Source organism: Streptomyces nitrosporeus (assembly GCF_008704555.1).
Taxonomy (GTDB): Bacteria; Actinomycetota; Actinomycetes; order Streptomycetales; family Streptomycetaceae; genus Streptomyces; species Streptomyces nitrosporeus.
Genome location: NZ_CP023702.1, coordinates 4168934 through 4185405, shown reverse-complemented (window position 1 = coordinate 4185405; position 16472 = coordinate 4168934). Strand labels below are relative to the sequence as shown.

Here is a 16472-nt window from a genome sequence, read left to right as displayed (position 1 = left end):
GGTGCTGTCGCTGCGGAGTGTGACGGTACAACCCGCCCCCGTGTCAAACGGCAAAAGCCCGCAACGGCCACTCGAACGGTAACCCGACTTCCGGCATTCCTGCCGCCCGGACCGCCCGGTACGCGCTTCGCACGTCTGTCGCCTGCGAAAACCGGTCAGGTAATACGTCTGCCGCACAGCGCCTGCGCGCCGGGAAGAAGGACCGGCGGGAGAAACGGATCAGACGCGGGTGAGGCACCACACGCCGAGAAGGACGAAGAGTACGCCGAAGACCGTGGCGAGAGCGGTGGAGACAGCGGGGCTCACACCGTGTGCGACCGGCGCGCGGCGGACGGTACGCGCCCCCGTCCAGACGAGAAGCGCAGCCCCGAACAGTGTGAATGCCGTACCGGCGAAAACGGCGGTGGCGCTCTCCATGTCCGTACCCCTCGGCTTTTCCCATCCGGATGCGGCACTCGCCGCCCGTGGCAGAGGGGAGGCTGCCACCCCCGGACGACGCGGACGCGAACCCCGGGTGAACACCACCCGCGCCCGCGCCGGCACACCGTCCGGCGGAATCCTCCCCTCCCACCGCCGGTGTCCCGAGGCCCGGAAGAACCGCTGCTCAAAGGGGTTTCCGGCCCGGTGCGCACTCCCGGACCCCACCGAACCGGAGGCCCGCGGCGGCCACCGGTCAGAGGGCGGTCCTCATAGCCCGGGAGAGGTCTCCGGCAGCGGTTCCAGGAACCCTTCCTCGACCAGCAGCCGGATCGCCTGGGGTGTGCGGTCACGCAGCAGCACCGGGTCCTCAGCCATCAACTGGGCGATGGCGTCCAGGATGCGGCCCGCGGGCAGGGATCCGTCGCACACACCCGCGAAACCCGCTCCCACAGCATCCACCTTGGTCGCCCTGCGCATCCCCCGGTGCTGACGCAGCACCACATGCTCGGGGTCCTCCGCCCCCGGCAGGCCGACCTGCTCCTGCACGACCTCTCCGGCAAGGGTGAAACGGGCCGCGAGCAGCGCCGCGTCGTCGTGCTCACGCAGATAGTCCTGGCGGGCGAAGTGCGCCTCCACCGCGTCGCCGAGCGGCTGCTCCACCGGGTGCGGCCACTCCTCGACGACCACCGAAGGCTGCCGGGCGGCGGCAGCCGACTTCCTGAGCGTGATCCACCCGAACCCGACGGCCTTGGTGCCCCGGGCCTCGAACTCGTCCAGCCATGCCTCGTACCGCGCGGTGTAATCGGCGGGATCCGACCGGTGGTCCCCGCTGTCCCGCAACCACAACTCGGTGTACTGCGTGACGTCCTGGACCTCCCGCTGCACGATCCACGCGTCACAGCCGCGCGGCACCCAGGAACGCACCCTGTCCTGCCACTCCTCGCCCTCGACGTGCTGCCAGTTGGCGAGGAACTGGGCGTACCCGCCCTCGTTCAGCCGGTCGCCCGCCTGCTGCACCAGGGTCCGGCACAGGTCGTCGCCGGCCATCCCGCCGTCCCGGTAGGTGAGCCGCGCTCCCGGCGAGATGACGAACGGGGGGTTGGACACGATCAGGTCATACGTCTCGGCGCCCACCGGCTCGAAGAGCGAACCTTCCCGCAGGTCGGCGGGGGCGGCGCCGGACAGGGCCAGGGTGAGCCGGGTGAAGTCCAGGGCGCGCGGGTTGACGTCTGTGGCCGTGACACGGGTGGCGTGCTGCGCGGCGTGCAACGCCTGGATCCCGGAACCCGTGCCGAGGTCGAGCGCGGAGGCGACCGGCTCACGCACGGTGATGCCCGCCAGCGTGGTGGACGCTCCGCCGACGCCGAGGACGACCCCTTCCTCCCGCGAACCGATGCCACCGGCTCCGCCGACCGCACAGCCCAGATCGGAGACGATGTACCAGTCCTCGCCCTCGGGACCGCCGTACGGCCGTACGTCGACGGCCGCCCGGACGAGATCGCCGTCCTGGACCACCCAGCCGTCCTGGAGGCACTCCTCCAGGGGGAGAGCCGCCGCGGCGGCCCGGGCCGGAACCTGACGCTGGAGGAGGAACAGCCGCACCAGCGTGTCCAGCGGCGAGTCGCCCTGGGTCGCCCTGAGGGCGGGGACGGTCTCGCTGCGGGCGAGCGCGGCGTAGGCGGGGGCGCCGAGCCGTTCGAGAAGCCCGTCTGCGGTGAAGTCACCGGCGAGCAGGGCTTCACGGAGCCGGGGGGCGTGGGTGGATGCGGGGAGACTGGTACTCACCCACCCATTGTGTCCGCTTCCTCCGACAACGGCAGCGGGCCCGCCCCGCCGGGGCCGCCACGGCCCTGCCGCACTCGGCCGCCCTGCACCCGGGGCCTGCCGCCGGCCCCCGGAACCGGATGCCGTGGCGCTTCCCCGCGAGAACGCGCCGGGCCCCTGCCCGGGGCGCCCCGCGCCCGAAGGGTCCGGGCCCCCCGCCCGCCCTGTCCTGCCGTACCGCTCGCCCTACGACGATGCCTTGGGCGAGGTCTCCTTCTCCTTCTCGGAGGTACCGCTCTCCGACTCGGGGGACTCCTTCCCGGATCCGTCCACCGCCGGAGCCGGCTGGCCGGCCGCGGGCGAAGAAGAGGCTGTGGGCTTCTGGCAGCCCTTCTGCTTCGACATCGCCGACCCGACCTCGCCGGACTGGAGCTTCTTCAGCGCCTGGTCACCGTTGGTGCTGATCTTGTTCAGCTCGTCCGCGATGCCCTTGAGGCCATCGGCGAACTCGGCCTGGTCCTTGGTGTTGAGACCGTCGACCTTCGTCTTGAGGCCGGCGTATGCGGTGGAGGAGGCGTTGAGCTCCTTCACGGCCTCCTTCTGCGTGGTCTCACCGTCGTCGACGGGGGGCGGCCCCGCCGAATCCACAGCCGCGCCCAACGCCTTGTAAGCCTGCGAGATCTGCTGGAAAGCCGCCGAGTCGGTCTTCTGGACGTCTGCGGGCTTGCTGTTGTCCGCCGTCTGCTCCTGGATCGCGGCGTTGGCGTTCGCGATCTTCTGCAGTTGCGGCTGAACCTGGTCGCAGACTTTCTTCGCCCAGTCGTTCACCTTGTCGTCGCTGTCGTCGCTGCAGCCCGACAGCGTCAGTACGAGTACCGCACCGCCGGACAGCGCGGCTGCAAACTTCTTGTTCACCGGATCGGTCCCTTCCAAGGCTCTCGGCCCCGGAACTTACACGCCAACTGGGCGACATTCAGGCGCCGGACGTCCGGTATGTACACCTTTGAAGCCATTTGCACCAAGAGGAGTGAGGGAGATACAACTCACCCGCACCGGAATTGCCCGGCTCGTTCTTCTCCGGACCGACGCGACGTCACCTCCCGTCCCACCGCGGCACGGTGCACACCGGCTGAACCAGCTGTTCGCTTCCTGATGTGCCGTCACCCGGCTTGATCCGCACTCAAGGCCACGCACAGCTCTCATCCCTGAGATCGTCCGCCCGGCCTTGGCCACGCCCGACCTTCCATCGCGGCGCCCGGCCTTCGCAGCGGGACCGAGTGGCAGCGGTGTCCTGCCCCATACGCACCTGTGGCGCCCCTGGCCCGGAGATCCCGGCCCGGATCTCCGGGGCAGGGAGAAAGGCCCGCCGCGGGTATCCGCCGAAGCACCAGCCGGTGCACCGGTGAGCCACGGGAGGTGGGGATCACGGGAGGTGGGGATCACGGGACGTGGAGATCAGGAAACGACCACCGCGGGCGCCGCGGGCCAGCTCATACGGATGACGCCGCCGTCGGGGGCCGATCTGACTTCCACGTCGTCGACGAGACCACTGATGACCGCGAGGCCCATCTCGTCCTCGCTGTCGGTATCCGTCTCCGGCTCGTCGGGCCCCCCGGCCACGCCCTGCCGGCGCCCGGAGGACACGGAATCACTCCCATGCCCGGGAACGGCGTCACCGACCTCGATGGAGAACGACTTCTCCCCTTCGGTCAGCACCACCGACACCGGGGCGGTGATGCCATGGCCCCGGTGGAGTCCCACCGCACGGCTGCACGCCTCCCCGACGGCCAGCCTGACCTCGTCGAGCACCGCCTCGTCGACTCCGGCCCGACGCGCCACGGCGGCTGCCACGAGGCGGGCCGTCCTGACGTGTTCGGGCTGAGCGCTGAAGCGGAGTTCAACGGTTGGCATGCCATCCCCCTCAAACGTTCGGGCGTGCGTTTCCGGAGTCCGGGCATGACGCCCGGCGCCCCGTCTCCCCATTCACTTCGGGGACCGACGAAACCGGCAGCCGGCAGGAGAGCCGACCGCCCGTTCGCGGCGGCACGCCTTCTGCCGCCGGCCGGCCCGGAACCATGCCACCGACCGGGCGGACCCGGCCGATCGACGGCGGATCAGTCCGTGGCCGCGACAGCCTCGTCGACCGTGGTGTGGATGGGGAACACCTTGGTCAGACCCGTGATCCGGAAGATCTTGAGAATGCGCTCCTGGTTGCACACCAGGCGCAACGAGCCCTCATGGGCCCGGACACGCTTCAGGCCGCCCACCAGCACGCCGAGTCCGGTGGAGTCGAGGAAGTCGACACCTTCCATGTCGACGACCAGGTGGTAACTGCCGTCATTCACCAACTCGACCAACTGCTCGCGCAGCTTGGGCGCGGTATACACATCAATCTCGCCACCGACCTCGACGACCGTACGGTCGCCACCAGGGCCGGACACATTGCGAGTCGACAGGGACAGGTCCACGGATCCTCCAGCACCTTGCTATCGAGCGGTCGCCCCTCGGTCTCCCCGACGGAGGCCAGGGGACGGATCGCCAGCCGCGATGGCATTCAATCACTTACCAGCAGCCATGCACGACGCCTTGGGCCCATTGTCCGTCACGCCGGTGACACACTCGGTGCCGATGGCCAAGAAACACCGCCCTAGTCAACCACCCGAGAACGGCAGCTCGCGCCTGTCTCCAGCAGTGGTCCTCGACCGGCTCGCCGCAGGGGCGAGCCGGGCAGCGCGCATCACTCATACGGAGCACCTGCCCCCGCGGACGGGAAGCCATGCCTTGTGGCCCGACCGCATCCGGCCGGAAGTGGTCGCGGCAATCGCCCGGGCGGGGATCGACCATCCGTGGACCCACCAGGCCGTCGCCGCCGAGCACGCCCTGGACGGTGAATCCGTGGTCATCGCCACCGGAACGGCGTCGGGCAAGTCCCTCGCTTACCTCGCCCCGGTCCTGAGCGCCCTCCTGGACGGCTCCGACGCCCCGAACGGCCAGGGGACCACCGCGCTGTACCTCGCCCCCACCAAGGCCCTCGCCGCCGATCAGCTCCGTTCGGTGAAGGCACTCGCCGCCCCGCTCGGCTCCTCGGTCCGGCCCGCGGTCTACGACGGGGACACGCCGGTGGAAGAACGCGAATGGGTGCGCCAGTACGCCAACTACGTACTCACCAATCCCGACATGCTGCATCGGGGCGTACTGCCCTCCCACCCCCGCTGGGCTTCCTTCCTGCGTGCCCTGCGCTTCGTCGTCATCGACGAGTGCCACACCTACCGGGGTGTCTTCGGCTCCCATGTCGCCCAGGTGTTGCGTCGCCTGCGCCGTCTCTGTGCGCGATACGGCTCCGATCCGGTATTCCTCCTCGCCTCGGCCACCGCGGCCGAGCCTTCCGTCGCCGCAGGCCGTCTCACCGGCATCCCCGTCACCGAGGTGTCCGACGACGCCTCCCCCCGCGGCGAGATGGTCTTCGCTCTGTGGGAACCCCCTCTGACCGAGCTGCATGGCGAGAAGGGCGCACCCGTGCGCCGTACCGCCACCGCCGAGACGGCCGACCTGCTGACCGGTCTGACGCTTCAGGGCGTCCGCTCCGTCGCCTTCGTCCGTTCACGGCGTGGCGCCGAACTGATCTCGTTGATCGCCAAGGAACGGCTGGCCGAGACCGACCTCTCCCTGCCCGGGCGGGTCGCGGCCTATCGCGGCGGTTACCTGCCGGAGGAGCGCCGGGCCCTGGAACAGGCCCTGCACTCGGGTGAGCTGCTCGGCCTGGCCGCCACGACAGCACTGGAACTCGGTATCGACGTCTCGGGGCTGGATGCCGTCGTCATCGCCGGTTACCCGGGAACCAGGGCGTCGCTCTGGCAGCAGGCCGGCCGCGCCGGACGGTCCGGGCAGGGGGCGCTCGCTGTGCTGGTCGCCCGGGACGACCCTCTGGACACCTTCCTCGTCCACCACCCCGAGGCCCTGTTCCGGCAACCGGTGGAATCGACCGTCCTCGACCCCGACAACCCGTACGTCCTCGCCCCGCACCTGTGCGCAGCCGCCGCCGAACTGCCGCTCACCGAAGCCGACATTCCTCTGTTCGGCCCAGCGGTTCCCGAGTTGCTGCCGCAGCTGGAGGCCGCGAAACTGCTGCGCAGACGTGCGGCCGGCTGGCACTGGACCCGGCGTGAGCGTGCCGCCGACCTCACGGACATCCGCGGCGGGGGCGGCCGGCCCGTGCAGATCGTCGAGGAGGGCACCGGCCGGCTCCTGGGCACGGTCGAGGAGTCGGCCGCGCATACCGCCGTGCACGAAGGCGCCGTGCACCTGCACCAGGGCCGTACCTACCTGGTGCGGACACTGGACCTCCAGGAATCGGTGGCCTTGGTCGAAGAAGCGGCCCCCCCGTACTCGACCACCGCACGGGACACCACCGCCGTCGCCGTCCTGAAGACCGACACCGAGATCCCCTGGGGGGACGGGCGGCTGTGTTTCGGTTCGGTGGAAGTCACCCACCAGGTCGTCTCCTTCCTGCGCCGCAGACTGATCACCGGAGAGGTTCTGGGGGAGACGAAGCTCGATCTCCCTCCCCGCACCCTCCGCACCCGTGCCGTGTGGTGGACGGTCGCGGAGGACCAGCTCGACGCCGCCGGGATCAGCCCCGAAATCCTCGGAGGCGCCCTTCACGCAGCCGAACACGCGTCGATCGGTATGCTCCCGTTGTTCGCCACCTGCGACCGCTGGGACATCGGTGGGGTGTCGGTGCCGCTCCACCCGGACACGCTCCTGCCGACCGTCTTCGTCTACGACGGGCACCCAGGTGGCGCGGGCTTCGCCGAGCGGGCCTTCCGGACTGCCTGCGCGTGGCTGACGGCCACCCGGCAGGCCATCGCGTCCTGCGAGTGCGAGGCCGGCTGCCCGTCCTGTATCCAGTCCCCCAAGTGCGGTAACGGCAATGAGCCCCTGCACAAGCGTGGTGCCGTCCGCCTTCTGGCCGAGCTTCTGCGAAACGCGCCGCCGGACCCGGGCGGGGGCCCCCGCCCGGAGGGAAGCGAACAGTGAACGGGCCTGTGCGACCGCTGAGGCACGGCCAAACGGGCCAAGACGCATGCCGGGGCACCGGCAGGCTCGTGCCACGGGCTTCAGCCGCCACCTCCCGGTCGCCACGGGCTCAGCCACCACGGCCTCGGTCACCACGTCTTGGTCACCACGGCCTCAGTCATCACGTCTCGATTGCCCGGTTGCCACCGCCTCGGCCGCCACGACCACCTCCCGGCAGGTCCCAGCCTCCGCGCAGGCTCCCCCTCCATCCGGTCCGGCGCCCGGACGCTTCTCCCTCCCCCGTCGGCCCCACACGGCTGGACCCTCCCCTCACCGTCCGGCCACGCCCGGCCTCGATAGCACGGTCTGCCCACCAGCCGGCCCGGCCTCAGGAGGTCCGGCCCGCGACCTGACCTCCGGACCGTACGGACCGAAGGACCCTCGTACGACCACATCGGCGACATCCCCCTGAATGACGCACCGCACCACTTCCGCCCCCTGGGCATCGGCCACTCGTATCGCCGCTCCACACGCTGCCGGACTCCCGTCAAGAGCATGATCCGCGGCCGCCAGGGCGGCGAGATCCGCTGCCGCACCCGCTTTATGCCGTGCGGCCACCGCTTGGCCGACCGCAAGCACCGCTGCGAAAACCGCACACAGCGTTGCAGTGGTCACTGCCACCCACACCGTGGCGACACCTTGGTCACCCCACCGGTCCCGAGGATTCCTGGCGTTCTTTCTCATGAACCGGCTCCCACGGTCTCCTCCGCGAGCGCGGCTGCCTCCGCTCTGAGGGTCAGGGCCCCGGCGCCCGGCCCCGGCGCGGGCGACTCCACGCGGACCCTCCACAGCTCTCCTGCCCGTTCCACCACGATCCGGGCGCCGTCCGGTGCCGCCTCCCGTGCCGCGGACAGCACATCGGACTCCGGCTCCGAGCGGGCAGCCGCACGGGCCCCGGCCCGCGCGGCATCCACGCAGCGGATCTGATCGCATGCGGCGACCAACGCCCAGACGAGGGCCAGAACGAACGTGATCAGAACGGGAATCGCCATAGCAGCCTCCGCGGTCACCGCTCCCCGTTCGGTGGCCCCGTATCCCGGGCTCCGGCCCCGGGCCTTCACCGGGCCGGGCATCCCTTTTCCGGCCCCCTCAGAACTTCGCATCGAGAGCCTCCTTGATCAACGACTGCAGGGCGGACTGCACCGCTCCACTGGTCACCACCTTGTAGAGAACGGCGGCGAATGCACACGCCGCGATCGTTCCCACCGCGTATTCGGACGTGGTCATGCCCTGTTCCCGCCAGTTCCTCGCCAGCAGCCTGCCGACCCTGACGTCCCAGGAACGGCGCGCCGAGACCAGCGCCCGCGTCACGGCGTTCTTCCGCTTCTCCACCTCGTTGCCCTGCCTTCCCGTGTACCGCTTCATCGTGTTGTGGTCAGGTGTCATGTACGGGTTCCGCTTCCTCACCCCTGCGCCCGCCACCACGCCCGGCTCAGCACCCTCGTGGTGCACCTGCGTATTCCGCCGGGCCCTCGCACATCCCGGGCCGCCCGCGTGGACAAGTGCTTCCGGTCAGCCCCTGTGAAGGAGACCGTCGGCCAGCCCGATCACCACCGGTGCCACGCCTACGGAGAGGAAGGCGGGCAGGAAGCACAGCCCGACCGGTGCGGTGATCAGCACGCCCGCACGCTGAGCACGTGCCACGGCCGCACTCGCCCGCTCAGCACGCATCTCGTCCGCGAGGCGGGACACGGACTCCGCTGCCGGAGCCCCCGTCACGCCGGCCCGCTCCAGACAACGCGCGAGTGGCCGAGCACCGGGTATCTCGCCCAACCGGCCCCACGCGTCCGACGGTTCAGCCCCCAGGCGGATCTCCGCCGCGATACGTGTCAGCCGGTCACCGACAGGCCCGCCCACGGATCTCCCCACCGCCACTGCCGCGTCCAGTGGCCCGGCCCCGGCGGACAGGCATGCGGCCAGCAGATCGGCCACGAGCGGCAACTGCGCGGCGAGGAAGGAGGATTCCGCCTTCTCCTCCGCACCGGCCTCGCATGTCTCCACGGAACGCCGCCACCGGAACGTGCCGTATGCCGCCACGAGGCCGGCTCCGCATCCGATGGCCCCGCCCAGGAGGAACCAGCAGGCCACCCAGGCAGCTGCCACAGGTCCCCACCGTCGGGCACCGTCTCGGCTCACCCACTGGAACCTCCGACTGCCGGCCGGGCGACGATGCCCCAAAGGGTCCACCAGCCGAATTCCTCGCCGACGAGACACCCGCCCTCGCCTGAACCCGCTCCACAGGGCGGCCAAAAACATGCCCGCACCTGCCGACACGCCCAGGAAGACCGGTCCGCCGAACCCGTCGGGCACGCTGTTCACATAGCCTCCCCGGCCCGCACGATGCGCGCTGCCCAGAACAGCCCCACGGCTTCCAGCAGTGAACCCACGAGGAGGCACGCAAGACCTTCAGGGCTGTGCAGCAGAACCCCCAGCGGGTCGGCACCCATCGCCGCTCCCAGGCCGAGACCGGCCACCGGCAACAGGGCGAGCACGACCACCGTCGACCAGGCACCGGCCAGGTGCGCGCGGAGTTCCTCCCGCGCCCGGCTCTCCGCGCGCAACGCCCGTTCAAGGCGTGCCAGACCCATGGCGAGCCCGGCTCCACCGTCCACCGCCACCTGCCAGCAGGCCGCCATCCCGGAAAGCCCTTCCCGGCCCGGTACGACCGCGGCTTTCCGCAGCGCATCCGGCACATCACCGCCGAAGCGCGCGGCGGCAAGGACTGCGGGCTCGGCCGCCCCCAGCGCTCCCTCGCTCCGTTCCGCGGTGAGCAGAGCCTGCCCAGGTTCACGGCCGGCCCGGAGCTCCCCCGCGATCGCTCCGCACAGGTCCGTCACCGCGTGCGCCGCCTGCTCGCGGTCCCGCCGCATCGTCCGCCGCCGGATCCACCGGCCCACCAGTGGCACGGCTACGGCACCGGCCAGCAGCGGAAGCACCGACTGGCCCAGCATCGCGAGTAACACAGCCGGTGGGGCGCACAACCACTCCTGGTGTGCGCCGAGCTTCGCGCGGACAGCCACCCATCCGGCAGCGGGTGGCACGCTCCCGGTCCGGTGGCCCGCGAACATGTTCCGCGCCCGCCCTGCCGCGGGGTCCCTGATGACCGCCAGACCTCCCGCCAGCCCTGCGCCGACGGCCATGACCAAGGACGGGACATGGACCAGGTGGACCGTGTACGCGGCCGTCACGCGGTCGCTCCGATCAGCGGCTCCAGTTGCTCCCAGCCCCGCTCGGCAAGGAAACTCCCGGATCCCCACCGCAATGCCGGGACGGTGATCACCAGTCCGGCGTCGTCCCTCTTGAGCACGTGTACCTCGGCCAGTCGCCGCTGTCCGTCCCGGCCTCGCACGAGGTGAAGCACGACGGACAAGGCAGCCGCCAACTGGCTGTGCAATGCCGCACGGTCGAGACCGGCGGCTGTGCCCAACGCTTCGAGACGAGCCGGGACATGTTCCGCGGCATTGGCGTGCACCGTGCAACAGCCGCCTTCATGACCCGTGTTGAGGGCTGCCAGCAGATCGGTCACCTCGGCGCCTCGCACCTCGCCCACCACCAGCCGGTCGGGGCGCATGCGCAGCGCCTGGCGCACCAGGTCCCGGAGAGTCACCTGCCCCGCCCCCTCCTGATTGGCGGGGCGTGACTCCAGACGTACGACATGGGGGTGGTCGGGGCGTAGTTCAGCTGAGTCCTCGGCGAGCACGATGCGTTCCCCGGGCCCGACGGCACCGAGCAGACTCGACAGCAGGGTCGTCTTTCCAGCGCCCGTGCCCCCGCTGATCAGGTAGGAGACCCGCGCCTCGATCAACTGCTCCAGAAAGCGGTCCCCGCCGGGTGGCACGGTGCCGGCGTCGACGAGTTCCTCCAGTGTGAAAGCACGAGGACGGACGACCCTCAACGACAGGCAGGTTGATCCGACCGACACCGGTGGCAGTACCGCGTGCATCCGTGTCCCGTCCGGCAGCCGCGCGTCCACCCACGGCCGGGCGTCGTCCAGCCGACGGCCCGTCACCGCGGCCAGACGCTGTGCCAGCCGCCTGACCGCCGCCGCGTCCCTGAAGGTGACCCGGGTGAGTTCGAGTCCTCGCCCCCGGTCCACCCATACCCGGTCGGGACCCGACACCAGGACGTCGGTCACCGAGGGATCGGCGAGGAGGTGCTCCAGTACCCCCGTACCGACGAGTTCCCCTCGCAGTTCCTCCGCGGCTCCGAGCACTTCCGCGTCGCTCAGCAGACGGCCTTGCTCCCTCAGTGCCGCCGCGACCCCGGCGGGGGTGGGCGCCGCACCGCTGCGAGCCAGACGTTGCCTCACCGCGTCGAGCAGAACCTCCGTCATGATGCCCCCGTCCCGATGGACGCCGGGCCGTGAGGGGCCCTTCGCATATCGGCCTGTTCCCAGAAGGCGTTGCAGAAACGAGCCAGTGCACCGCGGGGATCGGCTCCCGGCGGCTCGCCGCTGTTCAACGCCGCGGCCAGGCCGGGTTCCGACGGGAGATCTCCGACCAGAGGCAGCCCCAGAGTCCGGGCGACCCATCGCTCGTCGAGCCCTGGGGCATAGGGGCCCCGGGCAACGATCCGAAGGTCGTTCAGGACCATTCCGGCCACCGACGCCACACGCCTGGCTGCCGCGACCGCCCTGAGCTCACCCGGGACGACCAAGAGCCCGGCATCGAGCTGGGTCAGCGCCTCCGCCACGCCCTCGTCCACACGGCGCGGCAGGTCCACGACCACCACCCCTCCGAGCCGGCGCGCTGCAGCGAGCACGGCTCGCATCGCCTGTGGTGGGATGGCCACTTCGTCGTTCCGGCCCCAGCTGAGTACACGCAGTCCGTGCAGCGCAGGCAGTGACTCCTCCAGCGCTCCGCCGCCCATCCTTCCTGTGGAACGAGCGAAATCCGGCCATCGCATCCCCTCGACGTTCTCTCCCCCGAGCAGAACGTCGATGCCTCCCCCCAGGGGGTCACCGTCGACCAGCATGGTGCGCCGGCCGGACTTCGCCGCAGTGACGGCAAGCGCGCAGGCCAGGGTGGACGCGCCGGATCCGCCTCGCCCGCCCAGTACCCCGATGGTGAGCGCCGGGTTTCCGACCCCTTCCGCGGCATTGGCGATCTGATCGATGATCCAGTTCTCCGCGTCAGGAAGGCACAGCACGTATTCGGCCCCGATCTCAACCGCGCGACGCCAGACACCCGGGTCGTCCTGATCACGGCCGACCAGCATCACGCCGCGCCTGCGCGCCGCCCCACGGCATCGCGCGGCCGCGTCGTCCCCCACGAGGACGATCGGCGCCCGCTCCCAGGCCCCCTTCGTCTCCGGCAGCCCGTGGTGCACCTCGGGCATGGCTCCGGCCGCCGCGCACAGCCTCAGCAGGTCGTCCAGCAAATGCGCGTCCTCAGTCATGATCAGCGGTCCGCCGCCCCGCTCCCCGGTGTTCGTCAGTCCTTCTCGTGCGAGGGATCCAGCCATGGACTCCGCCCCTTCTCACTGCTGGGTCAGTGCGGATCACGGAGATCTCGGAGCCGTCCGAGAGGCGTGATTCCGGAACCCGCGGACTTCACGGGCGGAATCAACATGCATCACCCCGGAAAAACATGTGGATCTTGCTCGAAAACTGTGGACAACTGCCCTCGTTGTGAATATCTCCGTAGCTCGTCCGAGGGCTTTCGGAGAGCATCGCTTCCGCTACACCCCGTGACGGGGCAATCTGGGGCCAGCACCCCGGAGCACGGTCGTCACGACAGAGGAAAGAGCGGCGAGCCGTCCAGCAGCAGCAGAAACGCATCCGGACATGCGACGACCCCCGCCGGGGGGGAGAGCGGGGGTCGTCTCCACGGCCGACTCGGGGGGGGGAGGAGTCGAACCGGGTTAGCACGGTCGCGAACGATCCGTGACTTCCATGGTGTACCCGAGGCCCCTCTCAGGCAAACCCAACCGCCGGGGTTTACGCCGAATGGCGGGCCCTTATGCTCACCTTTGTGGAAAACTGCTTCTCGCCGCGTACAGCAGCCTTCTTTGACCTGGACAAGACGGTCATTGCGAAGTCATCGACTCTCACCTTCAGCAAGTCCTTCTACCAGGGTGGGCTGATCAACCGCCGCGCCGTACTGCGGACCGCGTACACACAGTTCGTGTTCCTTGCCGGAGGCGCCGATCACGACCAGATGGAGCGGATGCGTGAATACCTTTCATCCCTCTGCAAGGGCTGGAACGTCCAGCAGGTCAAGGAGCTGGTCGCCGAAACCCTGCATGAGCTGATCGACCCGATCATCTACGACGAGGCCGCGACGCTCATCGAAGAGCACCACACCGCTGGGCGCGATGTGGTCATCGTGTCGACTTCCGGCGCCGAGGTGGTCGAGCCGATCGGCGAACTGCTCGGCGCCGACCGGGTCGTCGCCACCCGCATGGTCGTCGGCGACGACGGATGCTTCACCGGCGAAGTGGAGTACTACGCCTACGGACCGACCAAGGCGGAGGCGGTCAGGGCACTCGCCGCCTCCGAGGGCTACGACCTTTCGCGGTGCTACGCGTACAGCGACTCCGCCACCGACGTACCCATGCTCGAATCGGTAGGCCACCCGTATGCCGTCAACCCGGATCGAGCACTTCGGCGGGAAGCGGCCCAGCGGGAATGGCCGATTCTCGTCTTCGACCGTCCGGTACGACTCAAGCAGCGGCTGCCCGCCCTTTCCATGCCCACGCGTCCGGCACTGGTGGCCGCCGCAGCAGTGGGCGCAGCAGCCATGGCAGCTGGAGTCGTCTGGTACGCCGGCCGTCGGCGCAACCACGCCCTCAGCAGCTGACGTCCGGCCGTTCCGCGCGGCGCCGCCCCCTCTCCCGATCGGCATGCCGCCCCAGGGGGCCCGCCGACAGGGCGCGACCGGCTTCAGAGACCCGAAGCCCGACTTGCCCCTATTGAGCAGAAAGGTTAAAGAGTGCCATCAGGGCTTCCACCGCGACCCGGCCAGGAGTACAAAGGAGTCAACGGCCCGCGAGACCAAGGACATCCGAGAGGATCACCTTTCATACGCACAGTGGCCCCACGGACCGGGCATGGAAGCCGGAAACCCACGCGACGTCGACCCGTCGATTACGGGCCAGCCGCACCAGGTGGCGGGCAAAGAACCCGACCTGATGGGCGTATACCGAGGACGCTTGGTAACCGGGCGGACACGCCGGTGGCGGCATCGGAACGGTGCCGCCACCACCTCTTTCCCCACGCATCCCGTGCAGCCCTCGTCACCGGGCCACGGCCCGGTGACCGCCCCGAGGCCCTCTGACGGATACCTCTTACGCCGCTCCGCGCTGCAGGGCCTCACACACTGCCGTCGATTCCCTCACTCCCAGCTCCACCGCTCGTCCGCAGTGCTCGATCCAGGCAGCCATTCCCTCCGGCTCGCCCGACAGGTAGCCGCTGAACGCTTCCGCATAAGCCGCCCGGCCCTGTTCGGCATGCCCCACCTCGGCAGGACAGATCGACTTCGGGTCGAGGCCGCTGCCGATCAACACGATCCGTTCAGCAGTGCGCGCGACCAGGCCGTTGCAGGAGCCGAAGGGTCGCAGAGCGAGCAACTCCCCGTGCACGACAGCCGCCGTCACCAGGGCGGGCGCCTCGCTTCCGGTGAGGATGAGACCGGAAAGTCCGTCCAGCCGTCCCGCCACCTCGTCCGCTCCGGGGAGAGGGACGTCGATCAGAGCGTCATCGACCGGCTCCCCCGCGAGGCGGGGCCGGCCCACCGTTTCATCGGCGGCCGCACCGCCGGCCGCCACGAGATGCAGCCGCGCCAGCACACGGATCGGCGACTGCCTCCAGATCGAGAGCAGCTGTCCCGCTTCCGCGGTGAGCCGCAGAGCCGCCCCCACGACACGCGCTTCGCTGTCACCGCTGAAGTCGCTGCGCCTGCGCACCTCCTCAAGGTTCCAGTCGGCGCCCGAGAGTGCCGCCGTCGCGCGCGCCCCGCGCAAAGCCGCCTCGGCCGTCACCTCATTGCTGCGCCGCCGCATGACCCGGTGACCGTAGACCCGGTCCACGGCCTTGCGTACGGAATCCACCGCGTCGGCCACCCCAGGCAGGGCACCCAGTGCGGCGAGCGGGTCGGAGGAAGTCGTACTCATAGGTAAGGAGGCTACGCGTCCCGCACCCCGTTACCACCCGGGAGTGGCCTTCTTCACCAATGACGACTGCACATTGCGATCGATCAGCTACCCTAGGTGAACATGAAGATCGCTTTCGTGGGCAAGGGCGGCAGTGGCAAGACCACTCTGTCCTCGCTCTTCATCCGTCACCTCGCAGCCAACGAAGCACATGTCATCGCGGTCGACGCGGACATCAATCAGCATCTCCCCGCCGCCCTGGGCCTTGACGACGCGCAGGCAGCCGCACTTCCGGCCATGGGCGCGCATCTGCCGCTCATCAAGGACTACCTGCGGGGCAGCAACCCCCGCATCACGTCGTCCGAAACGATGATCAAGACGACGCCTCCCGGTGAAGGCTCACGGCTCCTTCGTGTACGGGAGGACAACCCCGTCTTCGCGGCCTGCGCCCGCACGGTCCGGCTCGACGACGGCACGGTCCGGCTCATGGCCACCGGACCGTTCACCGAGTCCGATCTCGGAGTGGCCTGTTATCACTCCAAGGTCGGCGCTGTGGAACTCTGCCTCAATCACCTGGTCGACGGCCCGGACGAGTACGTGGTCGTCGACATGACCGCGGGATCGGACTCGTTCGCCTCCGGAATGTTCACGCGGTTCGACATGACCTTCCTCGTCGCGGAGCCGACCCGGAAGGGTATCTCCGTCTACCGCCAGTACAAGGAGTACGCCCGGGACTTCGGTGTGGCGCTGAAGGTGGTGGGCAACAAGGTCCAGAACAAGGACGACCTCGACTTCCTGCGCACGGAGGTCGGCGACGACCTGCTGGTCGGCGTCGGTCACTCCGACTGGGTACGGACGATGGAGAAAGGCAGGCCCGCCCCCTTCGACCGGCTCGAGGCGGACAACCGGATGGCCCTGCAGGCCTTGCAGGATGCCGCGGAGGACTCGTACGAACAGCGTGACTGGGAGCGCTACACACGTCAGATGGTGCACTTCCACCTGAAGAACGCGGAGAGCTGGGGCAACGAGAGGACGGGCGCCGACCTGGCCGCCCAGGTCGACCCCGCCTTCGTACTGAACGAGCAGCTCGCGGGGGCGAGCGCCGCCCAGCCCGCCTGACA

General features: G+C 69.8%; 16 protein-coding genes. 3 read left to right on the top strand and 13 right to left on the bottom strand.

Annotation, left to right across the window (positions count from 1 at the left end):
• Positions 1-219 precede the first annotated feature (219 nt).
• From CP967_RS18660 to CP967_RS18640, 5 genes are all read right to left on the bottom strand, one after another.
• A complete protein-coding gene (locus CP967_RS18660; protein WP_150489063.1) occupies positions 220-417 on the bottom strand; it encodes a hypothetical protein in 198 nt (65 codons plus the stop codon).
• Between the two features lie 270 nt (positions 418-687).
• The gene (locus CP967_RS18655) at positions 688-2205 is read right to left on the bottom strand and encodes a DUF7059 domain-containing protein (protein ID WP_150489062.1); all 1518 of its coding nucleotides are present in this window, start codon (positions 2203-2205) and stop codon (positions 688-690) included.
• 225 nt (positions 2206-2430) lie between these two features.
• Positions 2431-3099 carry a prolipoprotein diacylglyceryl transferase gene (locus CP967_RS18650; RefSeq protein WP_150489061.1) on the bottom strand — a complete coding sequence of 223 codons (669 nt, stop codon included), beginning with the start codon at positions 3097-3099 and terminating at the stop codon, positions 2431-2433.
• Positions 3100-3639: 540 nt separating this feature from the next.
• Positions 3640-4095 carry an ATP-binding protein gene (locus CP967_RS18645; protein ID WP_150489060.1) on the bottom strand — a complete coding sequence of 152 codons (456 nt, stop codon included), beginning with the start codon at positions 4093-4095 and terminating at the stop codon, positions 3640-3642.
• A 203-nt stretch (positions 4096-4298) separates the two neighbouring features.
• Positions 4299-4652 carry an STAS domain-containing protein gene (locus tag CP967_RS18640; RefSeq protein ID WP_003967428.1) on the bottom strand — a complete coding sequence of 118 codons (354 nt, stop codon included), beginning with the start codon at positions 4650-4652 and terminating at the stop codon, positions 4299-4301.
• 79 nt (positions 4653-4731) lie between these two features.
• On the opposite strand from CP967_RS18640, the gene CP967_RS18635 reads away from it, so the two are divergent.
• Positions 4732-7221: a DEAD/DEAH box helicase gene (locus CP967_RS18635; protein WP_150489059.1), complete on the top strand. Its 2490-nt coding sequence runs from the start codon at positions 4732-4734 to the stop codon at positions 7219-7221.
• Between the two features lie 309 nt (positions 7222-7530).
• On the opposite strand, the gene CP967_RS18630 is transcribed toward CP967_RS18635, so the two are convergent.
• From CP967_RS18630 to ssd, 7 genes are all read right to left on the bottom strand, one after another.
• Complete coding sequence (locus tag CP967_RS18630) at positions 7531-7944, bottom strand: Rv3654c family TadE-like protein (RefSeq protein ID WP_150489058.1); 414 nt, start codon at positions 7942-7944, stop codon at positions 7531-7533.
• A complete protein-coding gene (locus CP967_RS18625; RefSeq protein WP_150489057.1) occupies positions 7941-8363 on the bottom strand; it encodes a TadE family type IV pilus minor pilin in 423 nt (140 codons plus the stop codon). Before CP967_RS18625 ends, CP967_RS18630 begins: the two co-directional genes overlap by 4 nt.
• The gene (locus CP967_RS18620; protein WP_308436227.1) at positions 8350-8646 is read right to left on the bottom strand and encodes a DUF4244 domain-containing protein; all 297 of its coding nucleotides are present in this window, start codon (positions 8644-8646) and stop codon (positions 8350-8352) included. The genes CP967_RS18625 and CP967_RS18620 overlap by 14 nt, the downstream gene beginning before the upstream one ends.
• A 126-nt stretch (positions 8647-8772) precedes the next feature.
• Positions 8773-9516, bottom strand: a complete 744-nt coding sequence (locus CP967_RS18615; protein WP_150491926.1) for a type II secretion system F family protein — start codon at positions 9514-9516, stop codon at positions 8773-8775.
• Positions 9517-9575: 59 nt separating this feature from the next.
• Positions 9576-10400, bottom strand: a complete 825-nt coding sequence (locus CP967_RS18610) for a type II secretion system F family protein (RefSeq protein ID WP_150491925.1) — start codon at positions 10398-10400, stop codon at positions 9576-9578.
• Between the two features lie 44 nt (positions 10401-10444).
• The gene (locus tag CP967_RS18605) at positions 10445-11593 is read right to left on the bottom strand and encodes a TadA family conjugal transfer-associated ATPase (RefSeq protein ID WP_150489056.1); all 1149 of its coding nucleotides are present in this window, start codon (positions 11591-11593) and stop codon (positions 10445-10447) included.
• Complete coding sequence (gene ssd / locus CP967_RS18600) at positions 11590-12723, bottom strand: septum site-determining protein Ssd (RefSeq protein ID WP_150489055.1); 1134 nt, start codon at positions 12721-12723, stop codon at positions 11590-11592. Before ssd ends, CP967_RS18605 begins: the two co-directional genes overlap by 4 nt.
• Before the next feature lie 497 nt (positions 12724-13220).
• On the opposite strand from ssd, the gene CP967_RS18595 reads away from it, so the two are divergent.
• Positions 13221-14060 carry an HAD family hydrolase gene (locus CP967_RS18595; RefSeq protein ID WP_150489054.1) on the top strand — a complete coding sequence of 280 codons (840 nt, stop codon included), beginning with the start codon at positions 13221-13223 and terminating at the stop codon, positions 14058-14060.
• Between the two features lie 487 nt (positions 14061-14547).
• On the opposite strand, the gene CP967_RS18590 is transcribed toward CP967_RS18595, so the two are convergent.
• Positions 14548-15372: a Fic family protein gene (locus CP967_RS18590; protein ID WP_150489053.1), complete on the bottom strand. Its 825-nt coding sequence runs from the start codon at positions 15370-15372 to the stop codon at positions 14548-14550.
• Between the two features lie 102 nt (positions 15373-15474).
• On the opposite strand from CP967_RS18590, the gene CP967_RS18585 reads away from it, so the two are divergent.
• Entirely contained in the window at positions 15475-16470 is a 996-nt protein-coding gene (locus CP967_RS18585) for an ATP-binding protein (protein ID WP_150489052.1), read from the top strand.
• Positions 16471-16472 lie beyond the last annotated feature (2 nt).

Coding starts and splice junctions, on each gene's coding strand:
- ssd (WP_150489055.1), bottom strand. CDS start 12,723: ATGGCTGGATCCCTCGCACGAGAAGGACTGACGAACACCGGGGAGCGG.
- CP967_RS18625 (WP_150489057.1), bottom strand. CDS start 8,363: ATGCGAAGTTCTGAGGGGGCCGGAAAAGGGATGCCCGGCCCGGTGAAG.
- CP967_RS18590 (WP_150489053.1), bottom strand. CDS start 15,372: ATGAGTACGACTTCCTCCGACCCGCTCGCCGCACTGGGTGCCCTGCCT.
- CP967_RS18585 (WP_150489052.1), top strand. CDS start 15,475: ATGAAGATCGCTTTCGTGGGCAAGGGCGGCAGTGGCAAGACCACTCTG.
- CP967_RS18595 (WP_150489054.1), top strand. CDS start 13,221: ATGCTCACCTTTGTGGAAAACTGCTTCTCGCCGCGTACAGCAGCCTTC.
- CP967_RS18630 (WP_150489058.1), bottom strand. CDS start 7,944: ATGAGAAAGAACGCCAGGAATCCTCGGGACCGGTGGGGTGACCAAGGT.
- CP967_RS18610 (WP_150491925.1), bottom strand. CDS start 10,400: ATGGCCGTCGGCGCAGGGCTGGCGGGAGGTCTGGCGGTCATCAGGGAC.
- CP967_RS18635 (WP_150489059.1), top strand. CDS start 4,732: ATGGCATTCAATCACTTACCAGCAGCCATGCACGACGCCTTGGGCCCA.
- CP967_RS18615 (WP_150491926.1), bottom strand. CDS start 9,516: ATGTTTTTGGCCGCCCTGTGGAGCGGGTTCAGGCGAGGGCGGGTGTCT.
- CP967_RS18660 (WP_150489063.1), bottom strand. CDS start 417: ATGGAGAGCGCCACCGCCGTTTTCGCCGGTACGGCATTCACACTGTTC.
- CP967_RS18605 (WP_150489056.1), bottom strand. CDS start 11,593: ATGACGGAGGTTCTGCTCGACGCGGTGAGGCAACGTCTGGCTCGCAGC.
- CP967_RS18620 (WP_308436227.1), bottom strand. CDS start 8,646: ATGACACCTGACCACAACACGATGAAGCGGTACACGGGAAGGCAGGGC.
- CP967_RS18645 (WP_150489060.1), bottom strand. CDS start 4,095: ATGCCAACCGTTGAACTCCGCTTCAGCGCTCAGCCCGAACACGTCAGG.